Here is a 14,806-nt window from a genome sequence, read left to right on the forward strand (position 1 = left end):
AGATAAGCAAAAATTATTTATTGACTGCAAAAACTTGAGAATATTTAAATTAACATTCCGCAATATTTACAAATTCTTAAGAATTAATTGAGAAAGATTTTTATTTAACAACGATGTTATCATGGTTACAGCGATTTTACTGAATTTCATAATGGGTTATTTTGTGCTTTTTTGGCCAGCAAGGGTTGAAACCCTTGCCACACCTAGAAGGGTATCCTAATTGAAGCGGGTAAATCAGTCAATTTCACCCCTAACGATGATCTTTTTTTTATGTAGTTTTATTGCAAAAAAAAAGTTTTTTTGACAAAAAGCACAAAGTATGATACCCCCAACCTATTTCTGGCTGCGAGTAATTATTGCAGAGTGGGGGAGTGGGGAGAATAAATAAAAGCAATCTCCTGTCTCGGAGTCTCCCGACTCCTGTGAATTGTCCTAGGCGAGAAACTTAACCAACTCCTCTAATTTTTGCCAAGCCAACCCACTGGCTAAAATGTCGCGGGCGAGGGCGAAACCGGCGGCATAATCGCCAAAAGTGACCTTTTCTGCCACCTGTAGGGCAAGAGAGGCATTAATCGCCACAGCATCCCGTTGAGCCGGCGTTCCCCCCCCTTGCAGGACATTTTTGAGGATTTCGGCATTTTCTGGCACTTCCCCGCCTTTAAGGGCATTTAAACTGGCTCTGGGGATAGCAATTGACAAGGGATCGATCGCCGCAGAAATCACCTCGCCATTATTTAATAAAGCCATATCGGTCAGATCTCCTAACCCCACCTCGTCGAGTTTTTCCCGGCCGTGAACAATAATCGCCTTTGGGGTTCCCATTTCTGCTAAAGCCGTGGCCATGGGGGTGAGAAATTGCCGGTCATAAACCCCGATAACTTGACCTGTGGGACGGAGAGGATTAACTAGAGGGCCCAGAAGATTAAAAACCGTGCGAACTTTCAGGGTTTTGCGGAGATTAGCCACACTTTTCAGGGCTGGATGCCAACCGGGGGCAAAAAGAAAAGTCACTCCCACCCCATCTAGGGCCGCCGCCACTTTCTCGCTAGGGGCGCTTAAATTAACCCCAAGATATTCTAAAACATCGGCCGAACCGACCTTGCTGGAGGCAGAGCGATTGCCGTGTTTAGCCACTTTTACGCCCCCGGCGGCCGCCACAAAAGCCACGGCAGTGGAAATATTAAAGGTTGAGGCCCCGTCACCGCCGGTGCCACAGGTATCGATAACGGGAGTAGTATGGGGTTTAGGGTCTTCTAAGCGAGATTGTTGCCGTAAAACTCCAGCCATTCCCGCTAATTCGGCGGCCGAGACTCCTTTTGCTTGCAAAGCCGCTAAAATCGCCCCCGATAAAACTTCCGGAATCTGGCCGTTTAACCATCCGGTCATTAATTCTTGAGCTTGGTTAAGGGAAAGGGATTTTCGATCGAGTAGTTGCTGCAGTAGGTTTGGCCAGTCTGGAGTGGTCATCGCTGTTCCATTGCTGTGGGGAGGGGGCGATATAATATCATAGCGGTTTGTCTGGGGAATCGATCGCTCCAGGTAATTTTTACTTTAAATCGAGCAAACCCTGTTCTTTTAACTTGGGATTAAAACGAATTTCCATCTGTACTCCCCGTTTTTCTAGGGTTGATAAAATATCGTTTTCTACTCGTCTGGATACCTGTTTTAATAACTTGATTTTCCCTAATTCATCAGCACTTTGAAAAATTTCTTTTTCTGTCTCAGTCATGGCTAATTTAGCATCAATTGGTTCTGTCCAGAGTTTTTCATTGCCGATTACTGCCTGACTTTCTCTTAGCCAAGCTTGTTTAATCGATTCGAGAATAGTCCGATTAGGACGCTCAATAACCTGGATTTTTAGCCAATAACAAGCTTGGGGCTGTCGGGCAAGATGTTGTTTTAAACTGAGATAAATATCACGAGAATAGCTGACAAACTCTAAAACTTGTTCTCGATCAAAAATTGCATAAACCCCGATTTTTCCCTGGAAATCAGCACAGATATTACCCGTGTCATCTAGGTAGGGAATATATTCTAATTGTTTGAGATTAGCAAAAGTATCAGGCTCATTCATAATTAACTGTCGATAATTGGTTGGAGATAAGTCGGTAGGTGTTAAAAACTTTCAGATACCCCGCTGATCAAGTAGGTTGATTCAAGGTAGGGTTGATTCAAGGTAGGGTTGATTCAAGGTAGGGTTGATTCAAGGTAGGGTTGATTCATGAATCAACCCTACCCGTTTAAAATTGTACCAAAAAGTTTTAGGCTAAATTAGTCCCCAAAAATGATCAATTCTCAATGCCTACTGCTTCTCTTAACGAAATTGTTCACGCGGCCCTCAGTGGTCAAGTGGTTTCTTTTCCCACGGATACAGTTCCCGCTTTAGCGGTTTCTCCCCCCTATGCTGCCTTAGTTTTTGCCGCTAAAAAACGGACTTTTGATAAACCTTTAATTCTCATGGCGGCCTCAGCATCAGATTTATGGGATTATGTCAAGGGAAATCAGGAAGAAAGGGAGATTTGGCGGCAAATGACCGAAAAACACTGGCCCGGCTCCCTAACTTTGGTTTTACCTGCTTCTGAAAAAGTACCAAAAGTTCTTAACCCTAAGGATCCTAGCACGATTGGTATCCGAGTTCCCGCTCATGCGATCGCAAGAGAAATTCTCGGTCGAACTGGTGTTTTAGCGACCACAAGTGCTAATCTGTCAGGACAAGAGCCTTTATTAACTCCAGAAGCGATTATGACTACTTTTCCCTCGGTAACGGTGTTAGCTCCCACAGAAAGGCAAGCATGGGGAATAATCAATAGTGGACAACCCTCCACCGTCGCGCGTTGGCAATGTCAAAGATGGGATATCTTACGACAAGGGGCAGTTTTTCTGTAAATATGGACGATATTGACGCTTTAAAACGGGAATTACAGCAAACTCGCCTCGCTTATCAGATGGCTGTGGCAATTAATCACCTCAAAAGCAGTTTTTTGGGACGGGTTGCCCACGAATTGCGATCGCCATTAAGCAGTATGATCAGTCTCCATCAAATGATTCTCGCCGATCTTTGCGAAAGTCCGGCCGAAGAAAGGGAATTTATCGCCCAGGGGCAACTGGCAGGCCGTAAACTGATGGCAATGCTCGATGAGATGATTAATCTCTCCAAACTAGAGTCGGGTACTATACCTCTGGAGGGAGAAATTTTTTCTTTAACTAAACTCTGGGAAGATTGGGCAAGTTTAACCTATTTACAGGCAGCTAATCGCAATATTAAGCTTAAATTTAGCCCTTTAACCGATGATATTGCTATTATTGCCGATTATCAGCGTTTATCCTCCGCTCTTGTCCTTCTCGTCGATGCAGTGATCACCAACTTAGCGAGCGGCTCTATTTGTATATCGGTAAGCGCCCTTGGCGAGAAAAAAGTCACCATTACCCTAGAATTTCCCAGGGAAATCGCTCTCTGGCAAATGCCAGAAATTTCTCCTTTGAGTTTAGAATCAAAGCCAGAAGAAGTCAAACAATTTACTCAAGCTCTCGGTCTTTCTCCCGGTCTTAAATTCCAGTTAGCGAAGGGAATTATCGAAGTATCGGGGGGGGAAATGAGCTTAGATCAAATCAATAACAATAGTCAGGACAAGCTCACACGGATCGTTTTTTCTTTACCTCGATCGCCGGACAGGAAAACTCCTCGGGATAACGATTAAATAATACCATCGTCGTCATGGCGTTGCTTTGGAAACCAATGCGCTGGTAAAATTGTTGTTGGTTAGTAGTCATCAAATAGACTCTTTCCACCCGATTCATCCGGGGATGGGCTAAAACTGTTTCTACTAATTTACGCCCTAAACCCGCTCCCTGATAATCGGGATGAACGATCACATCCCAAATAGTGGCCCGATAAATGCCGTCAGAAGTAGCCCGAGCAAAACCAATTAATTGCCGCTCATTCCACACCGTCACCACCGGATCACTATAGTCAATTGCGGTTTCTAAATCTTCTAAACGGCGATCGATTGCCCAAAATGCGGTTAAATTAAATAATTCTCGTAGTTGCGATAGATCTATCTTGCTTTTATCCTCGTCAAACTGAATCTGACTACAATCAACCATGATATTTCCTTAGTCTAAGACTAAAAAATAAAAGAGGATTCACGCTCGATCGGACTGATTTATGAGCAATTTCCCCTAATCTATGTGTTTGATTATACTCAATGCCTCAGATAATCTCTAGTTGATTTATCGTGATTTCTTGACAAGTTATTAATCAGTGAGCGGGAGTCGGTCGTCAGGAGGAGATAGGGTGATAGGGTTTTGGGGTGATAGGGTGATGAGACAGCTTCCCCATTACCCCATCTCCCCACTTCCCCATTACCCCACTTCCCCATTACCCCACTTCCCCACACCCCACACCCCACACCCCACTTCCCACACCCCACACCCCACTTCCCACACCAATGCTTAACAATCAAAGATCTTCGCCAGTGTCTGTCATTTGTTTAGGGGAAATCCTCTTTGATCTAATTGCCGATCAAAGCGAGCGCTCTATAGAGCAAGTGACTTCTTGGACAACCTATGCCGGGGGTGCGCCGGCAAACGTGGCCTGTGGATTGCGAAAATTGGGCATAAATTCGGCTTTTATCGGTTGTGTGGGCAAAGATCAACGAGGGGAACAGTTAATCGCCTTGCTAGACGCTCTCGGAGTCGATACTACTGGTGTACAGTATCATGCCACCCTACCCACCCGACAAGTTTATGTCACCCGCGATGCTGGGGGAGACAGACATTTTGCGGGTTTTGGCGGCATTAAAACGACGGATTTTGCCGATACTGCCCTTAATGGTGACTTATTAGCCGAAAATATGTTTAAAAATGCCGATTATCTAGTTATGGGAACCCTAGGGTTAGCCTATCCCCCGGCGAGAGCGGCGATGATGCGCGCCCTCGAATTAGCTAAAATTTACGGGGTGAAAGTATTGATCGATATCAACTGGCGGCCGGTTTTTTGGCCTAATCTTGAGGCCGCTCCTGATCGGATTCGAGATTTTATCTTCCGGGCCGATTTGCTCAAATGTAGCGAGGAAGAAGCAGCATGGTTATTTGGCACTGATACCCCCGGAGAAATATCATCACAATACCCCAATTTAGGGGCAATTCTAGTTACTGGCGGCGCAAAAGGTTGTAAATATCATTTAGGCAAAAATAGCGGCACTGTCGAGGCTTTTCCTGGGGAGGTGGTGGATACAACCGGGGCAGGAGATGGCTTTGTGGCGGGTTTTTTGGCTCGTGCCGGTCTTGGAGGCGATAAAATTGGGGAAAATGCCGATTTAGCCCGTAAGGCGGTGATTTATGCCTGTGCGGTGGGGGCAATGGTGACAAGGGGGGCAGGAGCGATCGCATCCCAACCGACTCGGGAACAGGTGGAGGAGTTTCTAGCGGCCTTTGACTCCTAGAAATTAGCCCTTATTTGCCAGTTTTTTGGTCAAACCAGTCTAAAACCCGATTCCATGCCCACCAGCGATCGCTATCGCCCCACTGACGCTGACAGGATAAACTGCTGATATAACCCACATGACCGCCATGGTTGGTTAAAAGTAGATCCACATGGGGATTATCGGCGATCGCTGCTTGCAGATCGGGAATAACTGCGGGGGAAAAGAGGGGATCATCGGCTGCGTAGAGGATAAAAGTGGGTTTAGTTAAATAGGGTTGAAAGGGCAAGGGACTACTAGCGGCATAATAGTCAAAAACTGTCTCAAATCCTAGCTTTTTAATCACTAATTCTCGATCGAATCCGGCAATCGTGGTGGCGCGAGTAATTGCTTCGGGATCGATATGATCGGGATGAGCTTGATGGATGCGTTTGGCTAACTTGCGTAATTCCCTGGCGATCGCTTTTTCCAAATGTTTCCCCCAGGGATCCCGGACGAGATAGGATAAAGAACGATTAGAGTCTAAATTAGGACAAATTACCGCACCACCACCGATATCGACGGGATCGATCCCCCTATCTTCCTGATTCTCTGCCGATTTAATTCCCCAGAGGGCCAATTGTCCCCCCAGAGAGTAACCTGTGAACCAAAAAGGAGCGGGACAGCCCATTTTTTGAGCTTGGGCGGCAATATGAAGGAAATCTAGCCCTTCATAGATGCCATCGGAGGTGAGAGTCGGGGATAATTCGGCTGTCTTACCGTGGGCGCGCCAATCGAAGAGGACGACTGCGTAGTTTCTCGCTACGGCTTTTCTGCCTAAAATTCTTAAAAACCATTGATTATCTAAGTCTCCCGTGATGCCGTAGGTGCCGATAATGGTTCCTTTCGCTTGCGGGGGAATGGAAACAATCCCGTAGATAGGGACGGCATTGGCCCCGGTGAAAATGGTTTCTTGATAGACTGGTTCGGGAATAGCGATCGTATTTTGCCAGGTTTCTCGCGCTTTTAGGGACACATAGAGAGTCATGGCAAAACCGTTTTTCAGCAATGGGGGCGGAGTGTAGGTGAGATTATCGGTCTTCGTCCTCGGATGGGCAAGCATAGCAGCACAGGGGAATCAAAAAGTCAAGAGGGGGAGACAAAAATTAACTTATGCCCACCGCTTTCTTAAAAATTGTAAAGCAAATTGTCCCAAGCAGCGAGCAACTCTGGCAGGGCAGCGGCCGACCAATTGCCCTCACAACTGCGACCTTGATAGAGAATCAATCGCAGGGAATAATTATCGGGAAATCCTGTCGCTTCTAACCATAAAAGCTCGCTTTCCGCTTCACAAGCAATACTTTCTTCATCCATTAATTCTGTGGCTATGGAAGCCATAGTCGCAGTCAATTGTGATAGTAACCGACGCAAATCCTGCCACTCGGCCTCGGTTAATTCGATCGCCCAATCATCACCACCAATTAATCCTTTATAAACGGTTGCCGTAGGATTCCAACCGAGTCGCCAACCCGAACCATATTTGAGAATTTTTTCCATAATTTTCTAGAATTTTAATAGGTCGGCATCTCCCGGTTTTGATAATGATGGACGACGGGGAGAAGGACGAGGAGAAGGACTAGGATTGGGGGTTTCTTGGGGAAGAATAGCGGGGTTATAAATTTCGACTAAAAGAGTTACTAACTGCTGCCGTTGACGACGATTAAGACTGTTAATCGCTTTGATATCGGCAGTCATGGGATTAACGGTAAGGGTTGCTTGTCCGGGATAGTTTTCTTCGCTGATTTTCTCGTTTACTCCTAGATAATCTCCTAGGGTTAATTGCCAATCAAAACGGATGAGAGTAAATCTTTTTTTGGTATCTTGATGATAACGAAGAAAGCGACTTATTAGGGTATTATTCGGATCGATCGCTCCTGTGTCTCGACGGGTATAGTTGTTTTCTTTCGGTAAATCTGGCATTGCTTGATAAATTTGTTGAGCAACTGTTTCGGGTCGTTGAATTTGGCTCATCCCAGTGGATTGCCAGGATAACCACCAGAAAAATATCCCTATTCCTAGCCAGAATATTAATAATATTATTCGCTGAATTTTAAGCTTTTGAGGGAATTTTAAGAGCATATTAAGCAAGAAAAGATTGGAGTTAGTTATCTAGGAACAGTGGGGATTTTTCAGTAACATTTCAAGAGGTTGGGAATGTTATAATCATCTAACAATACCCCAACTCATCTAACTGTAACACCTAGGCTCAAAGTTACCCCAGTCATCCCCATCATAGCAAAGACTGGACACGATCGAGAGGCCAGTAAACTTTATAGGCTTGACCAACGATATAACTTTCTGGCAAAAAACCCCAAGCATGGGAATCAAAACTATGGTTACGATTATCTCCCAAAACAAACAGGGTTTTTGGGGGTACAGTCATAAATTCTATTTCATAATTGGCTAACTCGGCGGTGTAGGTTTCCTCGATAACTTGCCGGTTGAGATAAACTTTACCCCTGCGGATTTCAATGGTATCCCCGGGAATAGCGATGACTCGTTTGATAAAAAAATCTCCCGAATTAGGCTCTAGTTGCTTAATTTTTTCGGGAGTTCTAAAAACAATTATATCGCCTCTTTCCGCTTGATAATTACTGGATTGACTGACGAAAACGCGATCACCTACTGCGAGGGTAGGCAGCATGGATTCGCTAGGAATCTCGAAAAATTCTATTTTTTGATGTAACCAATCGGGAAAATAATTACAGATAATTCCCCAAGTAAAAATTGCTGCCACCATCAGCGCCAAAATGGAACGATAGGTGTGACGATGGGGATGGAATTGATGGGGGAAAGTGTGATAAACATGATAAATAGCGATCGCTGTAATTAAAGGCGCAAGAAAGAGGATATTAGCAAAAAAATCAGCCATTTTCAGGCTAATCTGGGATATAGTCAGAAAAATTATCCCTAAGCTCACCTTATCAGCGTACAATTGCCCCAAACCTGGCATAATCCGGTTAGCGAAGACGGCAAACCATGGGTTTTTTTGTTTCCGGGGAATTTTCTCTAAGCTGTTATTCTGTCTGGAATAATAAACACTCCAGTGAGCGTCAAAAATATTGCTAACGTAAAGGACAACCAGAGCAACTATTCCCCCTAATCCCCAGCTTACAGGGCCATTGGGACTAAAAATTGACCAAATTGTTACAATTATTAATATTACTTGAGCGATCGCCCAAATGGTTGCTTTTTGGTTTTTGTTAGCATACCATTGTCCCAAGCCGGGGAAGAACATCGAGAGATTGACAGCTAACCAGGGATCTTTTGCCAGTGAATTAGTCGCATCAGGAGGAGAAACAGCCGAAAAAAGGGGGGGTTTGCTCATAGTATAGACCTATTGCCAATTCAGTAAACAGTAAACAGTAAATAGTAATCAGTGAACAGTGATCAGTGAACAGTGATCAGTGAAAACATATTAGGAATAATACTGCTCGCTTAATACATACTGCTCACTTAAAACTCAAATCTGATAACTGATAACTGATAACTGATAACTGGTAACTGATAACTGATAACTGATAACTGATAACTGATAACTGATAACTGATAACTAATATAGCAATCAACAACAATTAATGCTCTTACTGCAATTTAGCACCTCTCATTACTGTCGCAAAGCTCGTTTAGCTCTAGGTTATAAGGGGATTGATTACCAAGTAGAAAATCTCACCCCCGGACTACATATTCTCAAACTCAGTCCCCTAACCAAAGGGTTAACCACTGTCCCCGTTTTAATGGCAGCAGATGAGATTATTGCCGATTCTACTGCCATTTTAAAATATTTAGAAAAAGTAGTTCCTTTCCCCTCTTTTATTCCCGCTGGGGAAAAGGAGAAAAATCAAGCTTGGTTACTAGAGGATTGGTTAGATGAAAGTATTGGAGTAGCGACTAGATTTGTCTATTATAATTATCGCGCCGGAGAGGGAAAAGCGATCGATCCTTCCCTGAGTAGTCAAATAATTATTAATATCGTGCGACAACAATATAAAATCACCCCAGCCAGGGTAAAACTAGCGGAGGAGCGGCTAGAAAATGCCCTCAAGATTCTAGAATATTGGCAAAATCAGGCCTATTTGGTGGGAGATAAATTAAGTGTAGCCGATATTGCCGCCACTGCCCTACTCAGTCCTCTGGCTCTAATTCCCAGTTATCGTCAAAAATATCCCTGGTTGTTTGCTAGAATCGGGGAAATTCATCAACAGTGTCGAGAAAAATTGCCCCCTGGTTTAAATTAAATGCAGCGAACGACCAAAATTATCATCCTCATCTCGATCGGTTTCTTATCGCCCCTAAAAGCCCTTGCTTTGCCCGCTCCTGAAGATATTCCCGAAGAAGTTTTACGAGCAGAAATTATCACTTCGGCTCGATCGCCCTTGGATAATCAACCCCTAAATGCGGCAGAATATGCCTTACTAGAAGAACAATTAGCCACTAGCATTTATCCACCCCAAATCACTCCCAAGATTCGACAATTAATTGCCCTGAGAAGATTACAAAAACTCCTACAGATATTCATACCTTTCTATCGTTAAGATCAAAATAGCCGATCTCCTTTGGCGAGAGTGCCTATGCTAACCAAAAAGTTAGAGAGGATTGGAGCAAGGCGATCGCTTTTATCACCAGCAGACAAAAATCCCGTGTTATGATTAATGAAAAAATCATAAAGTTTTGTAACAAACCTTGACTGCTATCCTCCACCCCCAAGAAAAACCCCTGCTTAATCGTCCTTGGTACTCCCTGTCCCCTCTCTGGCAAGGAGACGAAACCGATGTGAAACAAGGTTTACCCCATAGCCAACTCGCGCCTCCTTGGCAGATTTTAATTCTCGGCGATGGTTCTCCCACCCGTCATTTACAACTTTTAACTGGTGAAAAAACGGAGGTGGATGTGATCGATATGTCCCCCATCGGCGACGATGAGGATGGCGCACCGATGAAAATTAGCCTGATTCCAGGACCGAGATTGCGTCGTCAAGTCTGGTTACGCACAGCTAGTGGTCAAAGGTTAGCCTATGCCGCTTCTTGGTGGTCTGCCAATCAAGTGGACGAATATCTAGAAAATCGTTCCCTACCGATTTGGGAAAGTCTCTCGCGGCTGCACACGGAATTGTATCGCGATGTGCAGGGACTTTATTACGGTCATTCCCCGGAATTAGAAATAGCTTTTGGGGAAAAAGGAGCATTTTGGGGTCGTCATTACCTATTTTGGCACGCTCGCCAACCCCTTACCCTGATTTACGAGGTTTTTTCTCCCTGTCTCCGTAAATACCTCGGCGAAATGAGAATTGATCAATTAGGATAACTGCTGTAGATATTTCTAAGTAGGGCTGGCTGAATAAATCTAAAAACCTTGTTGGATAATATCTTTAGGCTTTTTTGAAATCAAAAAGTGGGGGAAATTTAGGCACTTTTTCCCTGAAAATTAGGTAATTGGCCACCTCAAAACTGGTAAAACCCCACACCCCACACCCCACACCCCACACCCTACCCCCACGAAAAACTTTTTGCCGCAAACCCTAGTTAAGCTTTGGAGAGAATTAAATGATTTTTCTCCGTTAATTTGGCCGTCCAACCCGGTTCAATCACAATCGTGCTAATTTTTTCGATAATAATTGCGGGTCCTGGCAGACAATCAAAAGGTTGCAGATCTGAACGCTGATAAATTGGCGTTTCCCGCCATTGATTAGCCAGAAAAACCGCTACTCGATCGAGGATAGGAGGTAATTCTCCCATCGGACGGGTGCGAGTTAAAATTGCTTCTTGGGGACTGTCCATAGTCTCGATCAATTCCACGGCGATGGACTCAACAATTAAAGCTTTTTGTTCTTGTTTAAACCCATAACGTCTTTGATGTTCCCGTTCAAAATCCTGACGCATTTGATCGCTAAAATTAACCGCTAAAGTGGCATCACTGCCTTGATATTTTAAACTGACTTGCTGCCGCACCTGATTATAACCCTCTAATTCCCGACCTGCTAAAACTTCTAATTCGTTCATTTCCGTGAGTAACTGCCCGATTAAATCAGCATTTAACGGCTGTTCGATCGCTTTTTCTTTAATTACCCTCAAATCGGCCAAACCCATGCCGTAGGCGCTTAAAACCCCGGCGTAGGGATGGAGAAAAATGCTTTTCATTCCCAGAGTATCGGCAATTAAACAGGCCACTTGACCCCCGGCACCGCCAAAGGTACAAAGAGTATAATCACTGAGATCATAACCCTTTTGCAGAGAGATTTTTTTAATCGCATTAGCCATATTTTCCACGGCAATTTGAATAAACCCCGCAGCCAGCAGTTCAGGACTATTATTACCCCCCATTGTTGCCGCTAATTCGTGAAACTTTGTCAGCACAATCTCTCTATCTAGGGGTAAATTTCCCTCTTGTCCAAAAATAGCGGGAAAATAGGCAGCTTGAATTTTTCCTAACAAAACATTAGCATCGGTAATTGTTAATAGTCCACCCCGTCGATAACAGGCAGGTCCCGGATTAGCTCCGGCACTTTCCGGTCCGACTCGAAAACGATAACCATCATAGACTAAAATCGAACCCCCACCAGCGGCCACGGTGTGAATACTTAACATCGGCGCTCGCATTCTTACGCCGGCAATTTCGTTATCTGTTTGCCGCTCATATTCCCCTTGAAAATGAGAAACATCGGTGCTAGTTCCTCCCATATCAAAACTGATAATTTTGCTAAATCCCGCCCTTAAACTGGTTTGTACTGCCCCGACTATTCCCCCCGCAGGACCAGATAAAATGCTATCTTTACCCTGAAATTTATCGGCGGTGACTAAACCGCCATCGGATTTCATAAATAACAAGCTAGTCTTCGGTAATTGCTGGCTAATACTATCAACATAGCGGCGTAAAATTGGCGATAAATAGGCAGAAACTACTGTGGTATCTCCCCGGGATACCAGTTTCATTAAAGGACTGACTTGATGGGAAATAGCTAGATGAGTAAAGCCGATTTCTTCGGCAATGGCTGCCACTTGTTTTTCGTGGTCGGGATAACGATAACTGTGCATAAAAACAATCGCACAACTTCGGATACCCGCTTGATAAACTGGTATTAAATCGGCTTTAACTTGGGCGGGATTAACGGCGATTAATTCTTGTCCTTGACGATCGTAGCGTTCGGCCACTTCGATAACTTGTTCGTATAATAAAGAAGGAAGAATAATTTGACGTGCAAAAATATCGGGGCGATTTTGATAGCCAATTCTCAAGGCATCTTTAAACCCTTTGGTGATTAACAAAACCGTGCGCTCTCCCTTTCTTTCTAACAGCGCATTGGTGGCTACCGTTGTTCCCATTTTAATCACTTCGATGTTATCTAGGGAACCGCTAATATCTTTGATCCCTTGAATGACTGCATCTGGGTATTTTTCGGGATTTTCCGAGAGCAGTTTATAGAGAACAATCCACTGTTGATCGGCAAGGGGAACAATCAGAAATCTAGCGGCATCTCTAGCTAGTCGTTCAATAATTTCTGGTCGATCGATTATCGCCACGATATCGGTAAAAGTTCCCCCTCGATCGATAAAAAATTTTAACATAATCCCTTCCAGTTCTCAGAATCAATTAACAATTGTGCCTAATCCTTTTAAAATAAACTAGATTGATTTATCTGAGTAAGCAAAATGTCCACAGGAATCGCTATTTTAGGGGTAGGACGTTGGGGAGTGCATTACGTCCGTCATTTTTCTCAACATCCCTCAGCACAAGTAGTGGCAATCGTTGACTCCTCTCCTGAAAAACTCCGTCTCTGTCGCGATCAATTTAATATCGATACTAATAAGGTTATTTTAGCCAATGACTGGGAATCTATTCGCAATCATCCCGAAATCTCAGCCGTAGTCGTTGTTACTCCTGCCATCAGCCATTATCCCCTGATTAAAGATGCTCTTAATTTAGGTTATCACGTCCTCGCCGAAAAACCCTTAACCCTCAATCCCCAAGAATGTGCCGAATTAACGGCATTAGCGGCGCAAAAACAGCGTATTTTATTAGTTGATCATACCTATCTTTTTCATCCCGCCGTTATCACTGGACAAAAAGTCCTGCAATCTGGGGGTATCGGTAAACCTCTTTATGGTTATGCCACTCGCACTCACCTGGGTCCGGTTCGTCAGGATGTGTCCGCTTTGTGGGATCTAGCTATTCACGATATCTCGATTTTTAATCATTGGCTAAATAGTACACCTGTATTACTTCAGGCGAGGGGAACCTTCTGGCTACAACCTAATCTAGCCGATTTAGTCTGGTTAACCCTGATCTATGGCGATGGTTTTCAAGCGACTATTCACCTTTGTTGGTTGAATCCCGATAAACAGCGACGCTTAGGGATAGTTGGCAGCGAAGGGACTTTAATTTTCAATGAATTAGACTCTCGATCGCCTTTAACCCGACAAAAGGGCTATTTTGAACGTCAGGAAGCCTATTTTATTCCCCGGGGACAGGAGACGGAATCTATCCCTATTGCCGATGGTGAACCCCTGAAAGCATTGTGCGAACATTTTTTAGAGTCGGTGGCTACGGGTGTCGATTCTCCTGTATCTTCGGGATCGGTAGGGACCCAATTAGTCAAAATCCTCCAGGCAGCAGAATTATCTCTAGCCAGAGGTGGAGAAATCCTGCGCTTAGAATAGGTAAAAATGGGATCGATAGGTAGGGTCTGCTGAAAAAGTTTTTCGTGGGGGTAGGGTGTGGGGTGTGGGGTGTGGGGTGTGAAGTATAACCTGATTTGCTATTGACGAGGAGTTTGTACGGCGTTAGATTTATTAGAGGTTTTCTTAATTTGTACCCAGTAAGGGGGTATCGGAAATTCTGTTAATCCTTCCTGCAGCACAGGTTATGGCTTTTTGTCAATGGGGAAGTCCAGAACCCGATCGGTGCGTAGCGCGCTCGATCGCTAACGGCTCAAATCAGCGACGGCATTAGAAAGCAAGCTCGGCAGCGACGAATTGCGACCGTCCGCTGCCACGCAGTGTTAGCTGGTGGTTCAAGGAAATAACTCAAAGTAATCGCAGTGACTTGGACGAATAATCGAAAAATCTCGGCGATCAAGTGTGTAAACGCGAGTAATAGTAAGCCTTTCAGCTATGGCAATGATCGCTGCATCTGTAAAGTCAAGGTTGGGTTGAGCGAAACAATACTGGGTCGAAAATAGATCAATTCGCTTGAAAAAGCGAAACCCAACCACCCCAAAGGTTACTCTTGGTTGGGTTTCGTTCCTCAACCCAACCTTGTATCTTGAGAAGTAGGCAACCCGTCCCAACCTAGGTAAAAAATACCGCTTTGTAGCTTGGGTGCCTATATTCTGAAAAAGGGCGTGGACA

General features: G+C 44.4%; 15 protein-coding genes and 1 pseudogene. 7 read left to right on the forward strand and 9 right to left on the reverse strand.

What is annotated here, in order from left to right:
- Window positions 1-432 precede the first annotated feature (432 nt).
- Both trpD and EWV66_RS04245 read right to left on the reverse strand, forming a co-directional pair.
- Complete coding sequence (gene trpD / locus EWV66_RS04240) at window positions 433-1,467, reverse strand: anthranilate phosphoribosyltransferase (protein WP_072923499.1); 1,035 nt, start codon at window positions 1,465-1,467, stop codon at window positions 433-435.
- A gap of 79 nt (window positions 1,468-1,546) precedes the next feature.
- Complete coding sequence (locus tag EWV66_RS04245; RefSeq protein WP_052275721.1) at window positions 1,547-2,074, reverse strand: GIY-YIG nuclease family protein; 528 nt, start codon at window positions 2,072-2,074, stop codon at window positions 1,547-1,549.
- A gap of 224 nt (window positions 2,075-2,298) precedes the next feature.
- Between EWV66_RS04245 and EWV66_RS04250 the strand changes: the two genes are divergently transcribed.
- Window positions 2,299-2,886: an L-threonylcarbamoyladenylate synthase gene (locus EWV66_RS04250; RefSeq protein WP_052275720.1), complete on the forward strand. Its 588-nt coding sequence runs from the start codon at window positions 2,299-2,301 to the stop codon at window positions 2,884-2,886.
- Window positions 2,841-3,698, forward strand: coding sequence for a sensor histidine kinase (locus EWV66_RS04255; protein WP_185237507.1), 858 nt, complete (start codon window positions 2,841-2,843; stop codon window positions 3,696-3,698). The genes EWV66_RS04250 and EWV66_RS04255 overlap by 46 nt, the downstream gene beginning before the upstream one ends.
- Here EWV66_RS04255 and EWV66_RS04260 read toward each other — a convergent pair.
- Window positions 3,634-4,104 carry a GNAT family N-acetyltransferase gene (locus EWV66_RS04260; protein ID WP_287107101.1) on the reverse strand — a complete coding sequence of 157 codons (471 nt, stop codon included), beginning with the start codon at window positions 4,102-4,104 and terminating at the stop codon, window positions 3,634-3,636. The genes EWV66_RS04255 and EWV66_RS04260 overlap by 65 nt on opposite strands.
- A 344-nt stretch (window positions 4,105-4,448) precedes the next feature.
- On the opposite strand from EWV66_RS04260, the gene EWV66_RS04265 reads away from it, so the two are divergent.
- Window positions 4,449-5,444 carry a carbohydrate kinase family protein gene (locus EWV66_RS04265; protein WP_287107103.1) on the forward strand — a complete coding sequence of 332 codons (996 nt, stop codon included), beginning with the start codon at window positions 4,449-4,451 and terminating at the stop codon, window positions 5,442-5,444.
- 10 nt (window positions 5,445-5,454) lie between these two features.
- On the opposite strand, the gene EWV66_RS04270 is transcribed toward EWV66_RS04265, so the two are convergent.
- The 4 genes from EWV66_RS04270 to lepB form a co-directional block, all read right to left on the reverse strand.
- Window positions 5,455-6,525, reverse strand: a complete 1,071-nt coding sequence (locus EWV66_RS04270; RefSeq protein ID WP_287107104.1) for a YheT family hydrolase — start codon at window positions 6,523-6,525, stop codon at window positions 5,455-5,457.
- 65 nt (window positions 6,526-6,590) lie between these two features.
- Window positions 6,591-6,959, reverse strand: a complete 369-nt coding sequence (locus tag EWV66_RS04275; RefSeq protein WP_052275715.1) for a DUF1818 family protein — start codon at window positions 6,957-6,959, stop codon at window positions 6,591-6,593.
- Between the two features lie 6 nt (window positions 6,960-6,965).
- The gene (locus EWV66_RS04280) at window positions 6,966-7,541 is read right to left on the reverse strand and encodes a hypothetical protein (RefSeq protein ID WP_052275714.1); all 576 of its coding nucleotides are present in this window, start codon (window positions 7,539-7,541) and stop codon (window positions 6,966-6,968) included.
- A gap of 151 nt (window positions 7,542-7,692) precedes the next feature.
- On the reverse strand, window positions 7,693-8,790 hold the full coding sequence (gene lepB / locus EWV66_RS04285; protein WP_052275713.1) for a signal peptidase I: 1,098 nt from the start codon (window positions 8,788-8,790) through the stop codon (window positions 7,693-7,695).
- 250 nt (window positions 8,791-9,040) lie between these two features.
- On the opposite strand from lepB, the gene EWV66_RS04290 reads away from it, so the two are divergent.
- The 3 genes from EWV66_RS04290 to EWV66_RS04300 all read left to right on the forward strand — a co-directional run bounded on the left by EWV66_RS04290 (window position 9,041) and on the right by EWV66_RS04300 (window position 10,766).
- Window positions 9,041-9,700 carry a glutathione S-transferase family protein gene (locus EWV66_RS04290; RefSeq protein ID WP_052275712.1) on the forward strand — a complete coding sequence of 220 codons (660 nt, stop codon included), beginning with the start codon at window positions 9,041-9,043 and terminating at the stop codon, window positions 9,698-9,700.
- Window positions 9,701-9,997, forward strand: a complete 297-nt coding sequence (locus tag EWV66_RS04295; RefSeq protein ID WP_287107105.1) for a glutathione S-transferase — start codon at window positions 9,701-9,703, stop codon at window positions 9,995-9,997.
- Between the two features lie 148 nt (window positions 9,998-10,145).
- Window positions 10,146-10,766 carry a chorismate lyase gene (locus EWV66_RS04300; RefSeq protein ID WP_002767928.1) on the forward strand — a complete coding sequence of 207 codons (621 nt, stop codon included), beginning with the start codon at window positions 10,146-10,148 and terminating at the stop codon, window positions 10,764-10,766.
- Between the two features lie 218 nt (window positions 10,767-10,984).
- Here EWV66_RS04300 and EWV66_RS04305 read toward each other — a convergent pair whose 3' ends face one another.
- Window positions 10,985-13,024, reverse strand: coding sequence for a hydantoinase/oxoprolinase family protein (locus EWV66_RS04305; RefSeq protein ID WP_072923488.1), 2,040 nt, complete (start codon window positions 13,022-13,024; stop codon window positions 10,985-10,987).
- Window positions 13,025-13,108: 84 nt separating this feature from the next.
- On the opposite strand from EWV66_RS04305, the gene EWV66_RS04310 reads away from it, so the two are divergent.
- The gene (locus EWV66_RS04310) at window positions 13,109-14,116 is read left to right on the forward strand and encodes a Gfo/Idh/MocA family protein (RefSeq protein WP_287107106.1); all 1,008 of its coding nucleotides are present in this window, start codon (window positions 13,109-13,111) and stop codon (window positions 14,114-14,116) included.
- A gap of 353 nt (window positions 14,117-14,469) precedes the next feature.
- Here EWV66_RS04310 and EWV66_RS04315 read toward each other — a convergent pair.
- Window positions 14,470-14,806 (reverse strand): annotated as a pseudogene (locus EWV66_RS04315) (hypothetical protein); the annotation flags it as partial.

This window comes from Microcystis sp. M_OC_Ca_00000000_C217Col (genome assembly GCF_007095585.1).
Classification (GTDB): Bacteria; Cyanobacteriota; Cyanobacteriia; order Cyanobacteriales; family Microcystaceae; genus Microcystis; species Microcystis panniformis.

What these genes read in the sequence shown, in the direction of transcription:
- EWV66_RS04305 (WP_072923488.1), bottom strand. Translation starts at nt 13,024, where the DNA reads ATGTTAAAATTTTTTATCGATCGAGGGGGAACTTTTACCGATATCGTG.
- EWV66_RS04245 (WP_052275721.1), bottom strand. Translation starts at nt 2,074, where the DNA reads ATGAATGAGCCTGATACTTTTGCTAATCTCAAACAATTAGAATATATT.
- EWV66_RS04290 (WP_052275712.1), top strand. Translation starts at nt 9,041, where the DNA reads ATGCTCTTACTGCAATTTAGCACCTCTCATTACTGTCGCAAAGCTCGT.
- trpD (WP_072923499.1), bottom strand. Translation starts at nt 1,467, where the DNA reads ATGACCACTCCAGACTGGCCAAACCTACTGCAGCAACTACTCGATCGA.
- EWV66_RS04280 (WP_052275714.1), bottom strand. Translation starts at nt 7,541, where the DNA reads ATGCTCTTAAAATTCCCTCAAAAGCTTAAAATTCAGCGAATAATATTA.
- EWV66_RS04255 (WP_185237507.1), top strand. Translation starts at nt 2,841, where the DNA reads ATGTCAAAGATGGGATATCTTACGACAAGGGGCAGTTTTTCTGTAAAT.
- EWV66_RS04310 (WP_287107106.1), top strand. Translation starts at nt 13,109, where the DNA reads ATGTCCACAGGAATCGCTATTTTAGGGGTAGGACGTTGGGGAGTGCAT.
- lepB (WP_052275713.1), bottom strand. Translation starts at nt 8,790, where the DNA reads ATGAGCAAACCCCCCCTTTTTTCGGCTGTTTCTCCTCCTGATGCGACT.
- EWV66_RS04270 (WP_287107104.1), bottom strand. Translation starts at nt 6,525, where the DNA reads ATGCTTGCCCATCCGAGGACGAAGACCGATAATCTCACCTACACTCCG.
- EWV66_RS04250 (WP_052275720.1), top strand. Translation starts at nt 2,299, where the DNA reads ATGCCTACTGCTTCTCTTAACGAAATTGTTCACGCGGCCCTCAGTGGT.
- EWV66_RS04295 (WP_287107105.1), top strand. Translation starts at nt 9,701, where the DNA reads ATGCAGCGAACGACCAAAATTATCATCCTCATCTCGATCGGTTTCTTA.
- EWV66_RS04275 (WP_052275715.1), bottom strand. Translation starts at nt 6,959, where the DNA reads ATGGAAAAAATTCTCAAATATGGTTCGGGTTGGCGACTCGGTTGGAAT.
- EWV66_RS04265 (WP_287107103.1), top strand. Translation starts at nt 4,449, where the DNA reads ATGCTTAACAATCAAAGATCTTCGCCAGTGTCTGTCATTTGTTTAGGG.
- EWV66_RS04260 (WP_287107101.1), bottom strand. Translation starts at nt 4,104, where the DNA reads ATGGTTGATTGTAGTCAGATTCAGTTTGACGAGGATAAAAGCAAGATA.